This is a genomic window from Bradyrhizobium sp. SZCCHNGR1005 (assembly GCF_032489995.1).
Lineage (GTDB): Bacteria > Pseudomonadota > Alphaproteobacteria > Rhizobiales > Xanthobacteraceae > Bradyrhizobium.
In genome coordinates this window covers 46,398-65,783 of record NZ_JAUEZC010000002.1, presented here as the reverse complement: position 1 = coordinate 65,783, position 19,386 = coordinate 46,398, and the positions used below count along the sequence as shown (strand labels likewise).

The 19,386-nt window shown below is 63.5% G+C and carries 17 protein-coding genes; 11 read left to right on the top strand and 6 right to left on the bottom strand.

What is annotated here, in order from left to right; genetic code table 11:
* The first annotated feature begins 161 nt into the window (after positions 1-161).
* The 7 genes from urtA to QXZ85_RS06475 all read left to right on the top strand — a co-directional run bounded on the left by urtA (position 162) and on the right by QXZ85_RS06475 (position 7,115).
* Positions 162-1,424: an urea ABC transporter substrate-binding protein gene (gene urtA, locus QXZ85_RS06505; RefSeq protein WP_315702665.1), complete on the top strand. Its 1,263-nt coding sequence runs from the start codon at positions 162-164 to the stop codon at positions 1,422-1,424.
* Positions 1,425-1,642: 218 nt separating this feature from the next.
* A complete protein-coding gene (gene urtB / locus QXZ85_RS06500; RefSeq protein ID WP_315728192.1) occupies positions 1,643-2,569 on the top strand; it encodes an urea ABC transporter permease subunit UrtB in 927 nt (308 codons plus the stop codon).
* A 37-nt stretch (positions 2,570-2,606) separates the two neighbouring features.
* On the top strand, positions 2,607-3,743 hold the full coding sequence (urtC, locus tag QXZ85_RS06495) for an urea ABC transporter permease subunit UrtC (RefSeq protein ID WP_315702667.1): 1,137 nt from the start codon (positions 2,607-2,609) through the stop codon (positions 3,741-3,743).
* Positions 3,744-3,754: 11 nt separating this feature from the next.
* Positions 3,755-4,510, top strand: a complete 756-nt coding sequence (gene urtD / locus QXZ85_RS06490) for an urea ABC transporter ATP-binding protein UrtD (RefSeq protein ID WP_315702668.1) — start codon at positions 3,755-3,757, stop codon at positions 4,508-4,510.
* Between the two features lie 190 nt (positions 4,511-4,700).
* Entirely contained in the window at positions 4,701-5,390 is a 690-nt protein-coding gene (gene urtE / locus QXZ85_RS06485; protein WP_315702669.1) for an urea ABC transporter ATP-binding subunit UrtE, read from the top strand.
* Positions 5,391-5,439: 49 nt separating this feature from the next.
* On the top strand, positions 5,440-6,669 hold the full coding sequence (fmdA, locus tag QXZ85_RS06480) for a formamidase (RefSeq protein WP_315744203.1): 1,230 nt from the start codon (positions 5,440-5,442) through the stop codon (positions 6,667-6,669).
* A 104-nt stretch (positions 6,670-6,773) separates the two neighbouring features.
* Positions 6,774-7,115, top strand: a complete 342-nt coding sequence (locus QXZ85_RS06475) for a zinc ribbon domain-containing protein (RefSeq protein WP_315702671.1) — start codon at positions 6,774-6,776, stop codon at positions 7,113-7,115.
* Positions 7,116-7,356: 241 nt separating this feature from the next.
* Here the strand turns inward: QXZ85_RS06475 and QXZ85_RS06470 are convergent, their stop codons facing one another.
* The 4 genes from QXZ85_RS06470 to QXZ85_RS06455 form a co-directional block, all read right to left on the bottom strand.
* Entirely contained in the window at positions 7,357-8,193 is an 837-nt protein-coding gene (locus tag QXZ85_RS06470) for an MlaD family protein (protein WP_315702672.1), read from the bottom strand.
* 91 nt (positions 8,194-8,284) lie between these two features.
* Positions 8,285-9,001 (bottom strand): DUF1614 domain-containing protein, encoded by a 717-nt coding sequence (locus tag QXZ85_RS06465; RefSeq protein WP_315762482.1) that lies wholly within the window; start codon positions 8,999-9,001, stop codon positions 8,285-8,287.
* 117 nt (positions 9,002-9,118) lie between these two features.
* The gene (locus tag QXZ85_RS06460) at positions 9,119-9,685 is read right to left on the bottom strand and encodes a class GN sortase (protein ID WP_315762483.1); all 567 of its coding nucleotides are present in this window, start codon (positions 9,683-9,685) and stop codon (positions 9,119-9,121) included.
* Between the two features lie 127 nt (positions 9,686-9,812).
* Positions 9,813-12,092 carry a marine proteobacterial sortase target protein gene (locus tag QXZ85_RS06455; RefSeq protein ID WP_316173795.1) on the bottom strand — a complete coding sequence of 760 codons (2,280 nt, stop codon included), beginning with the start codon at positions 12,090-12,092 and terminating at the stop codon, positions 9,813-9,815.
* A gap of 201 nt (positions 12,093-12,293) precedes the next feature.
* Between QXZ85_RS06455 and QXZ85_RS06450 the strand changes: the two genes are divergently transcribed.
* Positions 12,294-13,061, top strand: a complete 768-nt coding sequence (locus tag QXZ85_RS06450) for a helix-turn-helix transcriptional regulator (RefSeq protein WP_315702676.1) — start codon at positions 12,294-12,296, stop codon at positions 13,059-13,061.
* A 78-nt stretch (positions 13,062-13,139) separates the two neighbouring features.
* Here QXZ85_RS06450 and QXZ85_RS06445 read toward each other — a convergent pair whose 3' ends face one another.
* Together QXZ85_RS06445 and QXZ85_RS06440 are read right to left on the bottom strand one after the other, a co-directional pair.
* Positions 13,140-14,366 (bottom strand): ABC transporter substrate-binding protein, encoded by a 1,227-nt coding sequence (locus QXZ85_RS06445; protein WP_316173793.1) that lies wholly within the window; start codon positions 14,364-14,366, stop codon positions 13,140-13,142.
* A 69-nt stretch (positions 14,367-14,435) separates the two neighbouring features.
* Positions 14,436-15,986, bottom strand: a complete 1,551-nt coding sequence (locus QXZ85_RS06440) for a long-chain fatty acid--CoA ligase (protein WP_315744207.1) — start codon at positions 15,984-15,986, stop codon at positions 14,436-14,438.
* A gap of 297 nt (positions 15,987-16,283) precedes the next feature.
* On the opposite strand from QXZ85_RS06440, the gene QXZ85_RS06435 reads away from it, so the two are divergent.
* The 3 genes from QXZ85_RS06435 (at position 16,284) to QXZ85_RS06425 (ending at position 19,369) form a co-directional block, all read left to right on the top strand.
* Positions 16,284-17,420, top strand: a complete 1,137-nt coding sequence (locus QXZ85_RS06435; protein ID WP_315702679.1) for an acyl-CoA dehydrogenase family protein — start codon at positions 16,284-16,286, stop codon at positions 17,418-17,420.
* 123 nt (positions 17,421-17,543) lie between these two features.
* Positions 17,544-18,713, top strand: coding sequence for an acyl-CoA dehydrogenase family protein (locus QXZ85_RS06430; RefSeq protein ID WP_316173791.1), 1,170 nt, complete (start codon positions 17,544-17,546; stop codon positions 18,711-18,713).
* Positions 18,713-19,369, top strand: coding sequence for a glutathione S-transferase family protein (locus QXZ85_RS06425; protein WP_316173789.1), 657 nt, complete (start codon positions 18,713-18,715; stop codon positions 19,367-19,369). Before QXZ85_RS06430 ends, QXZ85_RS06425 begins: the two co-directional genes overlap by 1 nt.
* The last annotated feature ends 17 nt before the right edge of the window (positions 19,370-19,386 follow it).

Sequence of the window (19,386 nt, the reverse complement as noted above, 5' to 3'; positions counted from 1 at the left end):
CGGTCCTTGCCCAAGTCCGTCCCGCCCCTCGTGATCGCTGCGCAGAGCCTACGTCGCGCTTTTGCGGTGCAGTATACGCAATCTTGCGTATCCGTGCAGTGCACGAACCGCGCCATTCTTCGTCCGACCCGAGAGTCATCGAACCGAAAAATGGGGTGGTCATGTCAGACGATATCGAACGAGGCCTGAAATCGCCGCTGCGGCGCCAATTGCTGATGGGAATGGCGGCAATCCCGGCCCTTACCATGCTGCCGCGGCCGTCATTGGCCGACGTGCCTGCAACTTCCGCGGTGAATACGACCGGGCTCGCAGTCACTGATAGCGAGGTGACCGTCGGCATCCTCCATTCGGTTACGGGCACGATGGCGATCTCCGAGACCGGTTCGGTGGAAGCCGAGAAGCTCGCGATCGAGCAGATCAACGCGCAAGGCGGCGTGCTCGGCCGCAAGATCAAGTTCATCCAGGAGGACGGCGCCAGCGACTGGCCGACCTTCGCCGAGAAAGCCAAGAAGCTGCTCGTGAACGACAAATGCGCGTCCGTGTTCGGCTGCTGGACCTCGGCGTCGCGCAAGGCGGTGCTGCCGGTATTCGAGCAGTATAACGGCATGCTCTATTACCCGACCTTCTACGAAGGCCTCGAGCAGTCCAAGAACGTCATCTACACCGGCCAGGAAGCGACGCAGCAGATCATCGCCGGCCTCGATTGGGTCAACAAGACCAAGGGCGCCAAGACGTTCTATCTGCTGGGCTCCGACTACATCTGGCCGCGCACCTCGAACAAGATCGCGCGCAAGCACATCGAGAACCATCTGCAGGGTTGCAAGGTCGTCGGCGAGGAATATTTCCCGCTCGGCCACACGCAATTCAACTCGGTCATCAACAAGATCAAGCTGACCAAGCCGGACGTGATCTATGCGATCATCGTCGGTGGTTCCAACGTCGCCTTCTACAAGCAGCTCAAGGCGGCCGGCATCGACATGTCGAAGCAGACCTTGCTGACCATCTCCGTCACTGAGGACGAGATCGACGGTATCGGCGGCGAGAACATCGCGGGCGCCTATGCCTGCATGAAGTACTTCCAGTCGCTCGACAATCCGAACAACAAGGCGTTCGTTGCCGCGTTCAAGAAGATGTGGGGCGAAAAGACCGTGATCGGCGACGTGACCCAGGCCGCCTATCTCGGACCGTGGCTGTGGAAGTTGACGGTGGAGAAGGCCGGCAGCTTCGATATCGACAAGATCGCGGCCGCCTCGCCCGGCGTCGAATTCAAGGGCGCGCCAGAGGGCTATGTCCGGATCCACGAGAACCACCATCTGTGGTCGAAGACCCGTGTCGGCCGCGCCAAGGCGGACGGTCAATACGAGCTGATCTACGAGACCGCCGATCTGGTCGAGCCCGATCCGTTCCCGAAGGGCTATCAGTAAGGCGCTCTCAAACGGCGCACGGTAACGCGACGTTGTTGCGCCGACACAGCTGCGCTCCCTCCCCCTTGCGGGGGAGGGTTGGGGAGAGGGGTACCCAGCAAAGACTGTGATTGGGGACCCCCACCCCCGACCCCTCCCCGCAAGGGGGAGGGGAGTAGAGCTAATCCTCAGAGAGATCGATCTCCAAGCACGGGGCACTTCGCCTGAGAGGACAGACCATGTTCGGCGACTACTCACTCGGTGATCTCGGGGCCATCTTCGCGATGCAGGGCTTTGCGGGACTCATCCTGTTTTCGGTCTATGTGCTGATGGCGCTGGGGCTCGCTATCATCTTCGGCCAGATGGGCGTCATCAACATGGCGCATGGCGAGTTCATGATCCTCGGCGCCTACGTCACCTGGATGACGTCGAACGCCTTCCAGCAATTCCTGCCCTCATTGTTTCCCGGCTATTTCTTCGTCGCGATGATATTGGCCTTCATCGCATCCGGTGCGCTCGGCATGCTGGTCGAGTGGGCTCTGATCCGCACCCTCTACAAGCGCCCGCTCGATACGCTGCTCGCGACCTGGGGTCTCAGCCTGATCCTGCAGCAGGCCTACCGTTCGGTGTTCGGCGCCCGCGAGGTCGGTGTCGAGCTGCCGGAGTGGATGATGGGCTCCTGGCAGGCGACCGACTCCATCCAGATCCCGATCAACGGCATGTTCGTGATGGCACTCACCATCCTGATCACGCTGGTGGTGGCCTATGTGCTGTTCTGGTCGCGCTGGGGTAAGCAGGTGCGCGCGGTCGTGCAGAACCGCGTGATGGCCGGCGCCGTCGGCATCAACACCGAAAGGGTCGATCGTTACACCTTCGGTCTCGGCTGCGGCATCGCGGGCGTCGCCGGAAGCGCCTTCACCATGATCGGCTCGACCGGGCCGACCGCTGGCCAGCTCTATATCGTCGACACTTTCCTCGTTGTCGTGTTCGGCGGCGCCGCCAGCCTGCTCGGCACCATCGCATCTGCCTTCACCATCTCGCAGACCGACTCGACGCTCGAGTTCTTCATGTCGGGATCGATGGCCAAGGTCATCACGCTGCTCGCGATCGTCGCGATCCTGATGCTGCGCCCGCAGGGCCTGTTCGCTCTCAAGGTCCGCAAATAGGCCGCGCAGGGTCGAGCCTCAACAAGAAAGCACGGTCATGATCATCAACGCGCGCTTCTTCAACCGCTCCGAACTTATCGGCTTCGTCTCGCTGCTGCTTCTGCTCGTGGTCATCCTGCCGCTGACGTTGGATGTGTTCCGGCTCAATCTGGTCGCCAAATATCTCACTTATGCCTTTGTCGCGATTGGGCTCGTGATGTGCTGGGGCTATGGCGGCATCCTGAGTCTCGGGCAGGGGGTGTTCTTCGGCCTCGGCGGCTACTGCATGGCGATGTTCCTCAAACTCGAGGCATCCAGCGTCGAGAACACCAAGATCCAGTCCACGCCGGGGATTCCCGATTTCATGGACTGGAATCAGCTCACTGCATTGCCGTTCTTCTGGAAGCCGTTTCACAGCTTCCCTTTCACGCTGGCCGCGATCATCCTGGTGCCCGGCCTCTTCGCCTTCATCATCGGCGCGGCGATGTTCAAGCGCCGGGTCGGCGGCGTCTACTTCGCCATCATCACCCAGGCGATCGCCGCGATCCTCGGCATCCTGATCATCGGCCAGCAGGGCTATACCGGCGGCGTCAACGGCATCACCGATCTGCGCACGCTGCTCGGCTGGGATATCCGCACTGACCACGCCAAATATATTCTCTACTTTGTCGAGGTGGTCCTGCTGTTCGCCTGCATCATGGCGGCGCAGTTCATCCGCCTGACCAAGCTCGGGCGCATCCTGGTGGCGATGCGCGAGCAGGAGGATCGTGTCCGCTTCTCCGGCTACAGCGTCGCCAATTTCAAGATCTTCGCTTTCTGTGCTGCTGCAATTTTCGCGGCGATCGGCGGCGCGCTGTTCACGCTCGAAGTCGGGTTCATGTCGCCCTCCTTCGTCGGCATCGTGCCCTCGATCGAGATGGTGATCTACACCGCAGTCGGCGGTCGCATGTCGATCTTCGGCGCCATCTACGGCACCATCCTGGTCAATTTCGCCAAGACCAGCCTTTCGGAATCTTTTCCGCAGCTGTGGCTGTTCGGCCTGGGCGCGCTGTTCATCGCCGTCGTGCTCGCCTTCCCCAATGGCCTTGCGGGCATCTGGGGCGACCATGTGCAGCCGCGCATCGATCGCCTGCTGGCTTCGCGCACCAAGAAATCCGGCAATGGCCTGGTGGCCAACGGCGCACCGGCAGAGTGAGGAGAGACGATATGCTCATCGGTCATCAGCCCAAGGATTTCCTGCTCGCGGTCGAAGCGCTCACCGTCTCCTTCGACGGATTCAAGGCGGTCAACAACCTCTCCTTGTACGTCGAGGAGAACGAGATCCGCGTCATCATCGGCCCGAACGGTGCCGGCAAGACCACTGTGCTCGACCTGATCTGCGGCAAGACCAAAGCGACGTCGGGCTCGATCCAGTTCCGCGGCAAGGAGCTGACGAGGTTGCGGGAGAACGAGATCGTCCAGGCCGGGGTGGGCCGGAAATTCCAGACCCCGTCGGTGTTCGAGGATCTCACCGTGTTCGAGAATTTGGAGATCTCCTATCCGCGCGGCCGCACCGTGTTCGGGTCGCTGACCTTTCAGCGCGATGCGGCGGTCAAGGAACGCGTCGAGGAGGTCGCCGAGATGATCTTCCTGAAGGATCGTCTCGACACCTATGCTGACGAGCTGAGCCACGGCCAGAAGCAGTGGCTCGAGATCGGCATGCTGCTGATCCAGAATCCGGATCTGTTGATGCTGGACGAGCCGGTCGCCGGCATGAGCGTCAGCGAGCGCGCCAAGACTGCCGAGTTGCTCAACCGCATCATCAAGGACCGTTCGGTGCTGGTGATCGAGCACGACATGAAGTTCGTCGAGGACATCGCGCACAAGGTCACCGTGCTGCACCAGGGGCAGATCCTCTCCGAGGGCACGATGGAGAAGGTCAAGAACGATCCCAAGGTCGTCGAAGTCTATCTGGGGCATTGAGCATGTACGCATCGAGGCACGTGAGCGCGGCAGCGGCAGTGTGCTCCCTCCCCCCTTGCGGGGGAGGGTTGGGGAGGGGGGTACCCAAGCGCGCATACGTCGTGGGGGGTACCCCCACCCCCGACCCCTCCCCGCAAGGGGGAGGGGAGAAGAAACAACTCGTCCTGGCAACGAACAAGGAGCAGGCGTGATGCTCGCAATCTCCGATCTCCATGTCGCCTATGGCCAGAGCGAGGTGCTGCATGGCCTCAACGTCAAGGTCGCGCCGAACGAGATCGTCGCGATCATGGGCCGCAACGGCATGGGCAAGACCACGCTGATGAAGTCGCTGATGGGCATCCTGCCCGCGAAGAGCGGCTCGATCGACATGGACGGCACCGAGCTGTCGGGCCTGAAGAGCTATGAGCGCGTGGCCAAGGGCCTCGCCTATGTGCCGCAGGGCCGCATGATCTTCTCCACCATGACGGTGAAGGAGAACATCGAGACCGGCCTTGTCGTCTCCGGCGAGTCGGAAGTCCCCGGCGACATCTATGAGCTGTTTCCCGTCCTGCTCGAGATGAAAGGCCGCCGCGGCGGCAATCTCTCCGGCGGCCAGCAGCAGCAGCTCGCGATTGCCCGCGCGCTCGCGACCAAGCCGAAAGTGCTGCTGCTCGACGAGCCCACCGAGGGCATTCAGCCGTCGATCATCAAGGAGATGGCGCGCACCTTGAAGCGCATCCGCGATCAGAAGGGACTGTCGATCGTCGTCTCCGAGCAGGTCCTGAGCTTCGCGCTCGACATCGCCGACCGTGTGCTGGTGATCGAGAACGGCGAGATCGTGCGCGACGATCCGCGCGACTCCGTCGATGCCGCGCAGGTCTCCAAATATTTGTCCGTCTAACCAGTCCGTCCAAGCAAGCAGCCAAGGCGAGTAAGAAGGGGAGCATTTGATGCCAGAGACACTGATCAAGGTCGATCTCACCAAATCGGCCTACGAGAACGACATGGTGCACAACCGCTGGCACCCGGACATTCCGATGGTGGCGTGGGTCAAGCCCGGCGATGACTTCATCATCGAGACCTATGACTGGACCGGCGGCTTCATCAAGAACAACGATTCTGCCGACGACGTCCGCGACATCGATCTGTCGATCGTGCACTTCCTCTCGGGGCCGATCGGCGTCAAGGGCGCCGAGCCCGGAGATTTGCTGGTCGTCGACCTGCTCGACGTCGGGCCCTTGAAGGAAAGCCTGTGGGGCTTCAATGGCTTCTTCTCGAAGCAAAATGGCGGCGGCTTCCTGACCGATCATTTCCCGCTGGCGCAGAAGTCGATCTGGGACATCAAGGGCATGTTCACGTCGTCGCGGCACGTGCCGGGCGTGAATTTCGCCGGCCTGATTCATCCCGGCCTGATCGGCTGCCTGCCCGATCCGAAACTACTGTCGACCTGGAACGAGCGCGAGACCGCACTGATCGCGACCAACCCGACCCGCGTACCGGGTCTCGCCAATCCGCCGTTCGCGCCGACGGCCCATGCCGGAAAGGCCACCGGTGACGTCAAGGCTAAGATCGGCGCAGAAGGCGCCCGCACCGTGCCGCCGCGCGAGCATGGCGGCAATTGCGACATCAAGGACCTGTCGCGCGGCTCGAAGATCTACTTTCCGGTCTATGTGCCGGGCGGCGGCCTCTCGATGGGCGATCTGCACTTCAGCCAGGGTGACGGCGAGATCACCTTCTGCGGCGCCATCGAGATGGCCGGCTGGCTGCACATCAAGGTCGACGTCATCAAGGACGGTGTGTCGAAATACGGCATCAAGAACCCGATCTTCAAGCCGTCGCCGATCACGCCGAACTACCGCGATTACCTGATCTTCGAGGGCATCTCGGTCGATGAGGCCGGCCAGCAGCACTATCTCGATGTACACATCGCCTACCGCCAGGCCTGCCTCAACGCGATCGAGTATCTGAAGAAGTTCGGCTACTCCGGCGCCCAGGCCTATTCGATCCTCGGTACGGCGCCGGTGCAGGGCCACATCTCGGGCGTGGTCGATGTGCCCAACGCCTGCGCCACGCTGTGGCTGCCGACCGAGATCTTCGACTTCGACGTGATGCCGTCAGCCGCAGGCCCCGTGAAGCACATCACTGGCGACATCCAGATGCCGATCTCGCCGGACAAATAAATCTCCTCCCTGGGCGACAAGGATGCGGGACAGTCCCTTTGGCTGCCCCGCATCCACTTCGAATGTCCTTGAATCGAACATCAATAGAACGGGACGAGACGACGATGCCGGTCTACGAATATCTCTGTGATGCCTGCGGTCCGTTCACTGACATGCGTCCGATGGCGGAATGCGATGATCCGCAGGCCTGTCCGCAATGTTCCGACATGGCGCCGCGCGTGATCCTCACCGCGCCGGCCTTTGCCTGCATGCCGGCGGAGCGGCGTACGGCGCATGCGACCAACGAGCGCAGCCGGCACGCGCCGCAGACGGTTGCCGAATACAAGGCCAAGCACGGCGCAGGCTGCGGCTGCTGCTCGCCGAAGAAGCCGGCCCGGCTAATGACGAAGTCCAGGAGCGGCGCCAAGGGGTTTCCGACCGCGCGGCCGTGGATGATCAGCCATTGAGATCGGTGAAGAGAAACTCGGCTGTGGTCCTCGGTTGGCAAGATCCACGATCACAGCCACAACTGCGGTGTCGTCCCCACGAAAGCGGGGATCCATAACCACAGGCGGGTGTTGCGGGGCGGGCTGTGCTCCAGCGTGCTGCCACATGATGGTCTCTATGGGTCCCGGGTCGGCGCCCGACAACGCTGCGCGTTGCCAGGCTTGCCCGGGACGACAGTGGAATGAGGCTGGGCGATTGTGCCTAGTGCCGCCTCGCAGGCATCCGCCGCGGTCCAGGCGCTGGCGCCGTGGGCGACGCTGCGCCGAGCTTGGCGCTCATCGCATTGGCGCTCTCGCTGACGTCAGACAGGGACTTTCTGCTGTCTTCCATCAGCCTTGCTGATTTCTGCCTGAAGTCGTCGGCCAACTCGCGGACGGATTTCAGCCGCTCGGTCAGGTCATGCGCATCGCCATGGCCGAAGCCTGGGATCGCATCATCGATCCGGGTCACGAGCTTGTCGAAGCCCCTGAAGGCATCCTCGGCCTTGTCGATGGCAGCGTCGATCGCGTCACTCTTCTCCTTCAACGAGGCGGTCTCCGACTCGAACGTCTGCAGCGCGTCCTTCACGGCCGGCTCATTGCTGACGATGAATTTGTCGACGTTATGCACCGTCTCGACCATCGTTTCCTGGTCTTTCAAGTCGGCCGTGAGGACCGGGATGCCATCCTTGTCCAGAGGCACCGGAGGCGCGGTCGGCGCGCCGCCAACCAGGGAGACGGCCGCGATCCCGGTCAGTCCCTGGAATTCGATGCCGGCGGTGGTGTCCTTGCGGATCGGCGCGCTCTTGTCGAGCAGCACCAGAGCCACGACCTTGCGCGGGCTCTCCAGCGTCACCGACACGATCTGCCCGGCCTGAACGCCGTCGAAATTGACCGGGCCACCCTTGCGCAGGCCGGAGGCCGAGCCGCCGTCGAACACCACACGCAACGGGCTGCGCTGCTGGGCCATGCGCAGCTTCTGCGTGATCAACGTGCCGCCGATGCCTGCGGCGACGGCCGCAAGCGTCAGGGTGCCGATGATGAGGTTGGTTGCGCGCATGATGCCCATCGTGGCGGCGGACGAACGCCGATGATCCGGCGGTGACTTTAGCGACGAAGCGGGCTGCTGGAAAGCTTGGCGCCGCAGCGCCTCATCGTGCCAGCCCCGGGCGCGATGGAGCGGCGATGCCGGCGAGCAGCACGGCAAGAATGCCGGTCAGGAAGATGCCGTCGAAAGTTCCCGCACCGCCGATCGAGGCCACCGGGGCGCCCAGGCTGCCGATCCTGTCGAGATTCATCAGGTCGGCGCCGATCAGCGTCCCCATCGAGCCGCCGATATAGGCAAGCGGCGCGGCATAGTCGCGCGACAGCAGGAAGGCGAGGATCGCGGTGACCACGACGGGGGCGAATACCGGCACAGCGATGCCGACGCCACGGACCGGCGTTGCCATGGCATGGATGATGATGGCGATCGCGATCACGGCGATCGCCGCGCGCAGCCAGAGCTGATAGCGCAGCACGAGATAGGTCGACATGATGGTCGGAATCACCGCGCCGCCGACGTTCACTGCGAGCACCGTGCCCGGCCACTGATGCACCAGCGGCACGACATATTGCATACCGAAGAAATCGATGATCTCGCCGGACCGCACTTCTTGGGTCGGCAGCACAGTGAGCGGGATGTTGAAATAGCTGCCGATCAGCGAGCCGAACAAGAGCAGCATCGCCGCGCCTGAGCTGATCCCGAGCTTCATATAGGCATAGCGCAGGATACGGAGCTGGATCAGGATGATGAGGATGCCGAACACCAGCACCAGGACGGCGAACAGTCTGGGCGTGATCGGCAGATATTGGGCTTCCGAATGCATGAGCTCTGAAGACTGTCGTCGCGATGCGCCGCATATGGAACCAGCATCTCACGGCGCCGGCCGGATGACAAATGCCAATATCCGCCTTCTTTCCCAACGCGTGGCGGAGGGGCGCGGTCACTCGCCCGGGGCGATCATGGTCGCATGCAGGACATACCGCTCCGGTCCCGAGCGAACGGCGTCGAACGGCCAGCAGGTCGATAGCATCAACGCGTGACCGCTGCTTGCAGGATCGATGCCGCTCGCATCGAATCGCACGACATCTGTCGAATCGGCACGATAGCGAAACATCTTGCCGTCGCTCCGGGTCACATCGATCTCATCGCCGATTCGCACATCGCGAAGGAAACGGAAATGCGTATCGCGATGCGCGGCATAGACGGCCACACCGCGCTCGCCGGGCTCGGCAGTCAGCTCCACATGCCCTGGGCCGAAGGCGAGTGCCTGACCGCTTGAACCCGCGAGCGCGAGCGCGCTGGCATGAATTCGTTTCACGTCGATGCGGGCCACCGGATAGGTATCAGCCCAGGACCACGGCTTGATCGGCCGGCCCGTCGTCACGGTCTCGGCAAAGGCGCGTTCCAGCAACACCTGGGCGAAAAGCGCCTTGGCATGGATGTAAGCGCCATGGCCAAAAAGGGCGATGCCGATCACGGCGAAGAACAAGGGAACGAGGCGGAGCATACGAGGTCCCTTTGCGTCATTGCGAGCGAAGCGAAGCAATCCAGAGCTTCGTGCGCGACTCTGGATTGTTTCGTCGCTTCGCTCCTCGCAATGACGACTGAACGTGAGGTGGGGCCAGACAGTCGCTTCAGGTGATAGCTGCGCGTCGCCGGGCAAAGCCCCACATTGCCAGGCTCAGCATTAACAGCCCCGCGCCGAGCATCATGCTGAGCTCCGCATCCGTCGCCGTCTTCGGCAGCGTGATCGTGTTCGGCGCCGGGGGCGGCACGGTCGGCCGCTTCAATGCCGCGACCTGCACATTGCCATCGGCCTGGGCGCGACGTTCGGCCGGCGCGGCTGGCGCGCGCATGCGCTCGCCAAACACCTTGTCGAAATCCCAGCCGGCGGGAAGGTTGATCGGCAGCCCGCTCAGCTTCAGCGGTTCACCGGCAGGACGACGCGGCGTCCGGTCGACGGCGACGAGGCTGGTCAAGCGCGTCACCAGCTGATGCTCCAGCGCGAGCTTCAGGATGGTCTTGTCGGCCTCGTCAGGCGTGATCTGCCGCGTGGTGCGCGCCACCTCCGCGTCGCTGATCTTGCGCCGCGCCCACAGCTTGGAAAGGCCCTTGCCTTCGGCTGTATCGGCCAGCGGCAGGGTCACCGTCCAGGGACGATCGCCGATTCGGCCCTTGATCTGCAGCGAGCCCTCGAGCTTGTCGAGCTTGGCGGCCAGCACCAGCGGCTCGTCACGATAGAGGTCGGGAATGATCGCGGGCGTAAGGTCGGCAGATGCGTTCGAGAAGCTGGCGACAAGACCGATCACCGCGGGATTTTCCAGCTTCGCGAACAGGCCGCGCATGCGCTCCTCGACCTGATCGACCGAGCCGATATGGGTGAAGGCGCCGCGCCCGAGTTCGGCGGCGCGGGTCATCAGATACGTGTTCGGTGCTGAGCCGATGCCGACCATGAAGATGCGGGAGCGGCCGCGCATCGCGCTGATGGTCTCGAACAATTGCTGCTCGTTGCCGATGGCGCCATCGGTGAGGAAGATGACCTGACGTACATGATCGGTCTCGCTGCCGTCGTCGGTCAGCGCGGCCCGCATCGCCGGCACCATCTCGGTGCCGCCGCGCGCATCGAGCCCGCTCACGAAACTTGCGGCGCGGCCGACATGCTCAGGATCGGCCGGCACCGACGCCGGAAACAGCACGGTCATCGTGTCGTCGAAGCGGATCACGTTGAAGCGGTCGGTGGGCTGCAGCCGCCCGAGCGCATAGAGCAGGCTGGCCTTGGCCTGCTGGATCGATGTGCCGCCCATCGAACCGGAATTGTCGATCACGAAGATCACCTCACGCGGCAGCGGTTGTTGCGATGTCGAGGCGACTGCCGGCGGGGTGACGAAGGCGAGCAGATAGTCGGCATCGCCGACATGCTCGCGGAACAGCCCGACGGACGGAGCCGTCTCTGCCGCAGGCTTCCAGGTCAGCTCGAAATCGCGGTCCGCCGGCACCACGCCGTCGGCCAGCGTGATGAGGCGCGTGTTCGCATCCGGACTCTCGATCCTGACCTGATGATGCTGGCTCTTGACGTCGCCGAGCGGAAAGCCGGCTTGCAGGCGAACGGTGATGCGGGTCGGATTCACCGGCGCGTTCTCGGCGGGATCGAGCACCGGCGGCGTGATGCAGTCGCGATCCGGCACCGGATCGTTGCTCGCCGCGCCCCAGCCATTGCCGCCCGGGCGCAGTTCGACGCTCTGCACGATCGGCGCCGGATTGTAGCGCGGTCCGACCACGAGCGGCACGCGCAACGAGAACTCGGTGCCGTTCTGCGCGACCGGCTCCTGATATTCGATCTGCACCAGCACCGTCTCGCCCGGTCCGATATTGGCGAGTGAGTTGGTGAAGATGTTCGGTCGCTCCTGTTCGGTGAGCGCGGCGGTCTTGCCGTCGCGCTTGGCTTGCTCGTAGATCACCTTGGCCTGCTCGCGTTCCTTGATGTCGCCGATCACGACGCGGTCGCCGACCACCATCTTCAGCGTGTCGACCGCGCTGCCCGCCGGCAGCGGGTAGACATAGACCGCCTCTATCCAATGGTCGGTCGGATTGCGGAAGAGCTGGGTGACGCGAGCACGTGCGGTCGGCCCGGACACCGTGATGTCGACATCGATGCCGAGCCGGGGCGCGTCGCTGTAGCCGTCATCGGTTTTGAACAGGAGCGAGCCGGATCGGGCCTCGCCGGGCTTGGACTGCGGCGCCATCGGCCCTTCGGCTGACCAGCCGGGTTCGAAACTCAGAAGCAGCGCCGTCAGTCCGACCAGCAGCACGGCTGCGGCCTGCACCAGCAGGAACAGCAGCACCGCTCCGATCCGCCGCAGGACCGGGTGAGACCTGCAGATCGTGTCGCCATCAATTCTGTCGTCGATCGTCATCTCGTCGCTCCCCGTACGAAACAAATCCGTGCGTGCGAGACTGTGGGCAAGCGCCTGACGTCGCGAGCAGAATGATCGGCCTTGTTCGGCCGCGGTCCGTCTCGCCGGTCCCGTGCGGACCGGGTCGTTGGCGGCTTTGTGCGGGTTTGTCCGGCAATGTCCGTCTGCTACAAAGGACGGCGCCGCGGAGCAGGGGGCAGGATGTCGATACCGGAGAGCGAATTATCCGACGAGCAGAGCCGCCAGGTCGCGGACTTGATCCGCGAGGAGATCGCACGCCGGCGCGTGTCGCGCCAGACGCTGGCCGAGCAGGCCAAGATCAGCCTCTCGACCTTGGAGAAGGCGCTGGGCGGCCGCCGGCCGTTCACGCTGGCCACAATCGTGCGGCTGGAACAGGCGCTCGGCGTTCCCTTGCGTAAGGTGCCAAGCGCGCCGGTGGCTGCGCCGATCGCAAGCGGGATTGCGCCGGATGGCCTCGGCTCCTATTCGCGCCGTGCGGTCGAATGGATCGAAGGCACTTACGTGACCTTGCGCCCGTCCTTCGGCGACAAGGAGGCGATCTACGCCTATCGCACCGACATCGCCTGGGACGAGGCGGCCTCGTCACTGGTGTTTCGTGAAGGCGCGCGGCTGGATGCGGCGTTCACCCAGTTCGGCGAGGTCGCAGTGCCCAACCAGTCCGGCTTCATCTATCTGGTCACGAATCGGCACGGCCAGCACCGGCTGATCACGGTGTCGCGTCCGACCATCACCGGCGAGATGTACGGCATCATCACGACCTTGCTCGCGGGCCGAGGTTCGCTGTTGACCCCGATCGCGGCGCCGATCGCGCTGTTGCCGGTCAGGTCGGTGCCGGAGCCGAATCTGGGCCGCATCGCCCCCGCCGATCCGAACTATGCGCTTTATCGCGAGCACTTGCGCAAGACGATCGAGGAGCCGTTTGCGCTGTTCGCGCCGGGAGTATCCTGAGCAGAGCGCTGTCGACACACCGCGGGTGATCACCCTCTCCGGCAAGGGCAGGGGGTGATCACCAATGTGGCGGCGGACCTATCGCTCCAGATCGGCGCTGATGATGTCGCCGAAGAAGTCCCACTTGCCGCCCTTGAACTGCATCATCTTGAGCTGCTCGATCGGGGCAAAGTCGGTTGCACTGGTGTTGATCGTGATACCCGGGATCAACGTATCAGGCGCGAAATCCTTCAGGCTCGCGGCCTGCTTCATCACGTTTTCGCGGGTGAGATTGTCGCCGCACTGCTTCAGCACCTGCACCATGGTCTGCGCAGCCGAATAGCCATAGACGAGGTTCGAATCGGAAATGTTGGCGCCCGGCATGTATTTGTCGACGAAGGTCATGAATTTCTTCATGCCCTCATCGTCCTTCCACTGCGGATCCGAGGCGTCTTTCATGTATTGCGCCGACAGCACGCCTTCGGAAGCCTCCAGCCCGGCCGGCTTCATCACCGCGCCGATCGAGATCGACACGTCGGTCATGATCTGCATCGGCTTCCACTCGAGCTCGGCGATCTTCTTGATCGCCTGCGCCGCGAATTTCGGGGTGGCGATGTTGACGAAGACGTCGGCGCCCTTGAGCTTGACGATGTGGGAGTCGATCGAAGGCTCGGTGGTCTCGTAGCTCTCTTCGGCCACGATCAGGCTCTTGGCCCTGTCGCCGAACACGTCCTTGATGCCGGCGACGTAGTCCTTGCCGAAATCGTCATTGGCATAGAAGATCGCCACCTTCGCATCGGGCTTGGCCTTCAGGATATATTTGGCGAAGATCCGCGCCTCGACCCGGTAGCTCGGCTGGAAGCCCATCGTCCAGGGGAAGTCCTTCGGGTCGTTCCACTTGCTGGCGCCGGTCGCCACGAACAGCTGCGGGACCTTCTTGGCGTTGTGATACTTCTGCACGGCGCTCTGCGTCGGTGTGCCCAGCGCGTTGAAAACCAGGAACACTTCGTCGCTCTCGATCAGCTTGCGGACCTGTTCGACCGTCTTCGGCGGGCTGTAGCCGTCGTCATAGGAGATGAAGTTGATCTTGCGGCCGTTGATGCCGCCTTGATCGTTGATCATCTTGAAATAGGCTTCTTCGGTCTTGCCGATCGCGCCATAGGCCGACGCCGGGCCGCTATAGGCTTCGACATTGCCGATCTTGATCTCAGTGTCGGTGACCCCCGGATCGTATTTCTTCTGTGCGAGCGCAGCCTGGCTCGCGAGTACCGTGAACGCAGCTGCGGCCGCAAACGAGAGCAGAGTCCTGGCGGTAATGGACGGCATTCCCTGGGCTTCCTCTTGTGATGATTCTTATATTGGGCATTCCGGAGCGTATGGGCTTCAGAAGCAAACTTACGATGCTTCCTGGACGAGGTCGACCGCCGAGGCCGTCGAGAAGGTCTGGCGCAATGTCGGCTTGTGGATCTTGCCGGTGGCGTTGCGCGGCAGCGCTTCGACGAAGCGAACGGTACGCGGACATTTGAAGCGGGCAAGATTGGCCTGACAATGCGCGTGGACCTCGGCTTCGCTCAACGTGCGGCCTGGCTTCACCGCGATGATCGCCATTCCCGTTTCGCCCCATTGCGGGTCGGCAATGCCGATCACGGCAGCCTCGGCGACGGCGTTCAGTTGATGCAACACGTTTTCCACTTCCGCCGGATACACGTTCTCGCCGCCGGAGATGTACATGTCCTTCCAGCGGTCGACGATGTAGTAGAAGCCGTCCTCGTCGATCCGCGTCGCATCGCCGGTGTGCAGCCAGCCATCGGTGAAGGATGATCGGTTGGCGTCCGGCCTGTTCCAATAGCCGGGCGTGACATTCGGGCCGCGCACCCACAATTCTCCGAGCTCGCCGATCTCGGCATCGCTGCCGTCGGGCCGCACGATGCGGACCTCCGTGTGCAGCACCGGCTTGCCTGCGGAGCCGGCCTTCCGCGCGGCGTCCTCGCGGTCGAGGGCGAGCACGGCCGGCGACGTCTCCGTCATGCCGTAGCCCTGCTGTAGCGCCACGCCGCGGCCCTCCCAGGTGTTCAGCAAGGGGACCGGCATCGGCGCGCCTCCGACGCCGCCGATCACGAGTCGGCTGAAATCGGCGGTCTCGAATGCCGGGTGCTGCGCCATGAATTGATAGATCGAGGGCACGCCGAAGAAGACGTTGATGCCAACAGCCGGATCGCTGATCAATTGCAGCGCCAATCCGGGATCGAAGGCGCGCATGATCATGACGGTGCCGCCGGCATGCAGCACGATATTGGTGTAGCAGTTCAGGCCGCCGGTGTGAAACAGGGGCAGCACGGTCAGCAACACGGACGATGGCATGATACGGGCGATGCCGCCGAGATTGACGCAGTTGTAGAACGTCATGCCGTGGGTGATCATTGCCCCCTTCGGCTGGCCCGTGGTGCCCGACGTGTACATGATGGTCGAGACGTCGTCGAGCGTGACCGGCTCGGAGCTCGTGAGCGGCTGCGCGGAGGCAATTGCCTGCTCATAGGAATGGCCGGCGCCGTAGCGCAAGGTGCCAGCGACGTTGCAGAGCTCGCTGACGGCGAGCGCGGTCGCGGCGAGATCGTCGTCGTGGATCATGACTTTGGGTGCGGCATCGCCGACGATGAATTGCAGCTCCGGCACCGTGAGGCGCGTGTTGAGCGGCACGAAGATCGCTCCCAATCGGAAGCAGGCGAATTGGACTTCGAGCGTGTCGGTCGAATTCAGCGCGAGAACTGCGACGCGATCGCCCGTGCCGACGCCGAGTTGGCTTCCCAGCTGATTGGCCAGTCGCGCGATCCGCGCATCGGCCTCGGCGAAGGTGAAGCGCCTGTTGCTGCCGAGATCGACCATGGCCGTCTTGGACGGGGTGCGCCGCGCATGATGTGCAATCCAGTCGTAATATCGTACTGGCACGGGATTCCCTCCTCCGTCGTGCGGTCTGGCGCCGCCTCGCCCTGATGTTTTTCAACGCTGCGCCTCGACCAAGCCTCGTGTGTTACCGAATGCCTGCCACGCGGCGCGCGCTTTTGACGGAGTGGGCCGATCAGGGCTGCGATCTGTCTTGCGTCAAGTTGCTGGTTGCAGCGCAATAGCGCCAATCCATGACGGCCCGGCGGTGACCTGCCAGATCAGCCACTTGACGCAAGTGGATACCGGCAGTTCCGGCGCATCTTGGCCGTAGGCGAAGCAGACGTTTCGGATAGGCCCCGCATGACAAGCCCGTTTTACACGGCCGAGCACGACGCGTTTCGCGATGTGATGCGGCGCTTTGTCGAGAAAGAGATCGCGCCGTTCGCCAACGCTTGGGACGAGGCCGGCGAATTTCCGCGCTCGCTCTACGCGAAGGCATCCGAGATCGGCCTGTTGGGCCTGGGCTTCCCCGAGGAGTTCGGCGGCGTCGCGGCCGATCAGTTCATGAAGATCGTGGCCTCACAGGAACTGGCGCGCGCCGGCGCTGGCGGCATCAGCGCCAGCCTGATGAGCCATACGATCGGAGCGCCACCGATCGCGCGTGCGGCGCGCCCGGACATCAAGGCCCGCGTGCTGCCCGAAATCCTGTCCGGGCGGAAGATTTCGGCGCTGGCCATCACCGAGCCGAGCGGCGGATCCGACGTCGCCAATCTTCGCACCAAGGCGAGGCGCGAGGGCGACCACTACATCGTCAGTGGCGAGAAGACCTTCATCACGTCGGGCATGCGGGCCGATGTGCTGACGGTTGCCGTGCGTACGGGCGGTCCCGGCGCTGCCGGCGTGAGCCTGCTCCTGATCGAAGGCGACACGCCTGGGCTCGCGCGCACCAAGCTCGACAAGATGGGCTGGTGGGCGTCGGACACCGCGACCTTGCATTTCGACGCGTGCCGCGTGCCGGTTGAGAACCTGATCGGCGAAGAGGGGCAGGGCTTCAAGCTGATCATGCAGAACTTCAACAGCGAGCGCATGGGCATGGCGGCGAGCTGCACGGCGTTTGCCCGCGTCTGCCTGGACGAGGCGATCGCTTATGCCAAAGAGCGGCAGACCTTCGGCAAGCCGCTGACCCAGCATCAGGTGGTCAGACACAAGCTGGTCGACATGGCGCAGCGCGTGGCGGCATCGCAGGCGATGCTGGAACTGCTGGCGTGGCGGCTGGAACAGGGCGACAATCCGGTGGCCGAGATCTGCATGATGAAGAACCAGGCCACCCAGACCATGGCCTATTGCGCTTCGGAAGCGGTCCAGATCTTCGGCGGCGCCGGCTACATGCGCGGCGTCAAGGTCGAGCGCATCTATCGCGAGGTCAAGGTCAACGCGATCGGCGGCGGCACCGAGGAGATCATGAAGGATCTGGCCAGCCGCCAGATGGGACTGTGATGTCAGCCGTCATTCCGGGGCGCGTCGTAGACGCGAACCCGGAATCCAGAGATGAGTCCACCACATCGAGATTCCGGGTTCGCTCGCTGTCGCGAGCGCCCCGGAATGACGAGAGGAAACAGAATGCTCTTCACCACCGATCACGACGAACCGCGCCGAGCCTTGCAGAAATTCATCGCCGCCGAGATCAATCCGCACGTCGATGCATGGGAAGAGGCCGGCATCTTTCCGGCGCATGAGCTGTTCAAGAAGCTCGGCGCGCTCGGCTTTCTCGGGCTCAATAAGCCGGTCGAATATGGCGGCCAGGGGCTCGATTATTCCTATGCGCTGATGATGGCCGAGGAGCTCGGCACCATCAAATGCGGCGCGATCCCGATGGCGATCGGGGTGCAGACCGACATGGCGACGCCGGCGCTGGCGCGGTTCGGCTCCGATGAGGTGCGGAAGGAATTCCTGGCGCCGGCAATCGCAGGCGACTATGTCGCCTGCATCGGTGTCTCCGAGCCGGGCGCAGGTTCGGATGTGGCCTCGATCAAGACGGCCGCGCGCTCGGATGGCGACGACTACGTCATCAACGGCGGCAAGATGTGGATCACCAACGGCGCGCAGGCGGATTTCATCTGTCTGCTCGCCAACACGAGTGATGGCCCGCCCCATCGCAACAAGTCGCTGATCTGCGTGCCGATGAAGAGCAAGGGCGTGCAGGTCGCGCGCAAGCTCGACAAGATGGGCATGCGCTCATCCGACACCGCGCAGATCTTCTTCGACGACGTGCGCGTGCCGAAGCGCAACCGAGTTGGCGAAGAGGGCGAGGGCTTCACCTATCAGATGCTGCAGTTCCAGGAGGAGCGGCTGTGGGCGGCAGCGGCCTGCCTCAAGGCGCACGAGTTCATCATCAACGAGACCATCGACTACACACGCAACCGCAAGGCCTTCGGCCGCAGCATCCTCGACAACCAGGTCGTTCACTTCAAGCTCGCGGAGATGCAGACCGAGGTGGAACTGTTGCGCGCGCTGACCTATCGGGCCGCGGAGGCGCTGATCGCGGGTGAGGACGTAACGCGGCTCGCCACCATGGCGAAGCTGAAGGCCGGCCGGCTCGGGCGCGAGCTCACCGACGCCTGCCTGCAATATTGGGGTGGCATGGGCTTCATGAACGAGACGCCGGTCAGCCGCGCCTATCGCGATACGCGGCTCACGTCGATCGGCGGCGGCGCCGACGAGGTGATGCTGACCATCCTCTGCAAGATGATGGGCACGCTGCCGGGCCTTACGAAAAAGGGAGTCGCCTGATGATCGCGCTCTATCATTGCGAGGGCGCACGCTCCTTTCGCCCGCTGTGGATGCTGGAAGAGCTCGGTCTCCCTTACGAGTTGAAGATGCTGCCGTTCCCGCCGCGGGTGCTGGCCAAGGATTATCTGGCGCTCAACCCGCTCGGCACCATTCCCCTGATGATCGACGGCGAGACCAGGATGACCGAGTCCTCCGGCATCTGCCATTATCTCGGGGTGAAATATGGACCGACACCGCTGATGGTCGCCCCCGACGAGCCGGCCTACGGCGCGTTCCTGAACTGGATGTATTTTTCCGACGCGACGCTCACCTTTCCTCAGACGCTGGTGCTGCGTTACAGCCAACTCGAGCCGGAGGAGCGGCGCTCTCCGCAGGTCGCGGCCGATTATGCCAAATGGTTCCTGGGCCGCCTGCGCGCGGTCGAGGCAGCCACGGGCAATGCCGAAACCTTGTGCGCGGACCGCTTTACCGCCGCCGATATCGTGATCGGCTACGCTTTGCGCCTCGCCGAGAGCATCGGTCTTGCCAGGGATTTTGGCTCGAATGTCGCTGCCTACTGGGCGCGGCTGCAGACACGCGAGGGCTACCAGCGGGCCCGCGAGGCCGAGCGGCGCGCCGGGATCGCGCAAGGCGTGCCGCCGCGGATCAGGCTATGAATGCCGGGGTTCGTAAT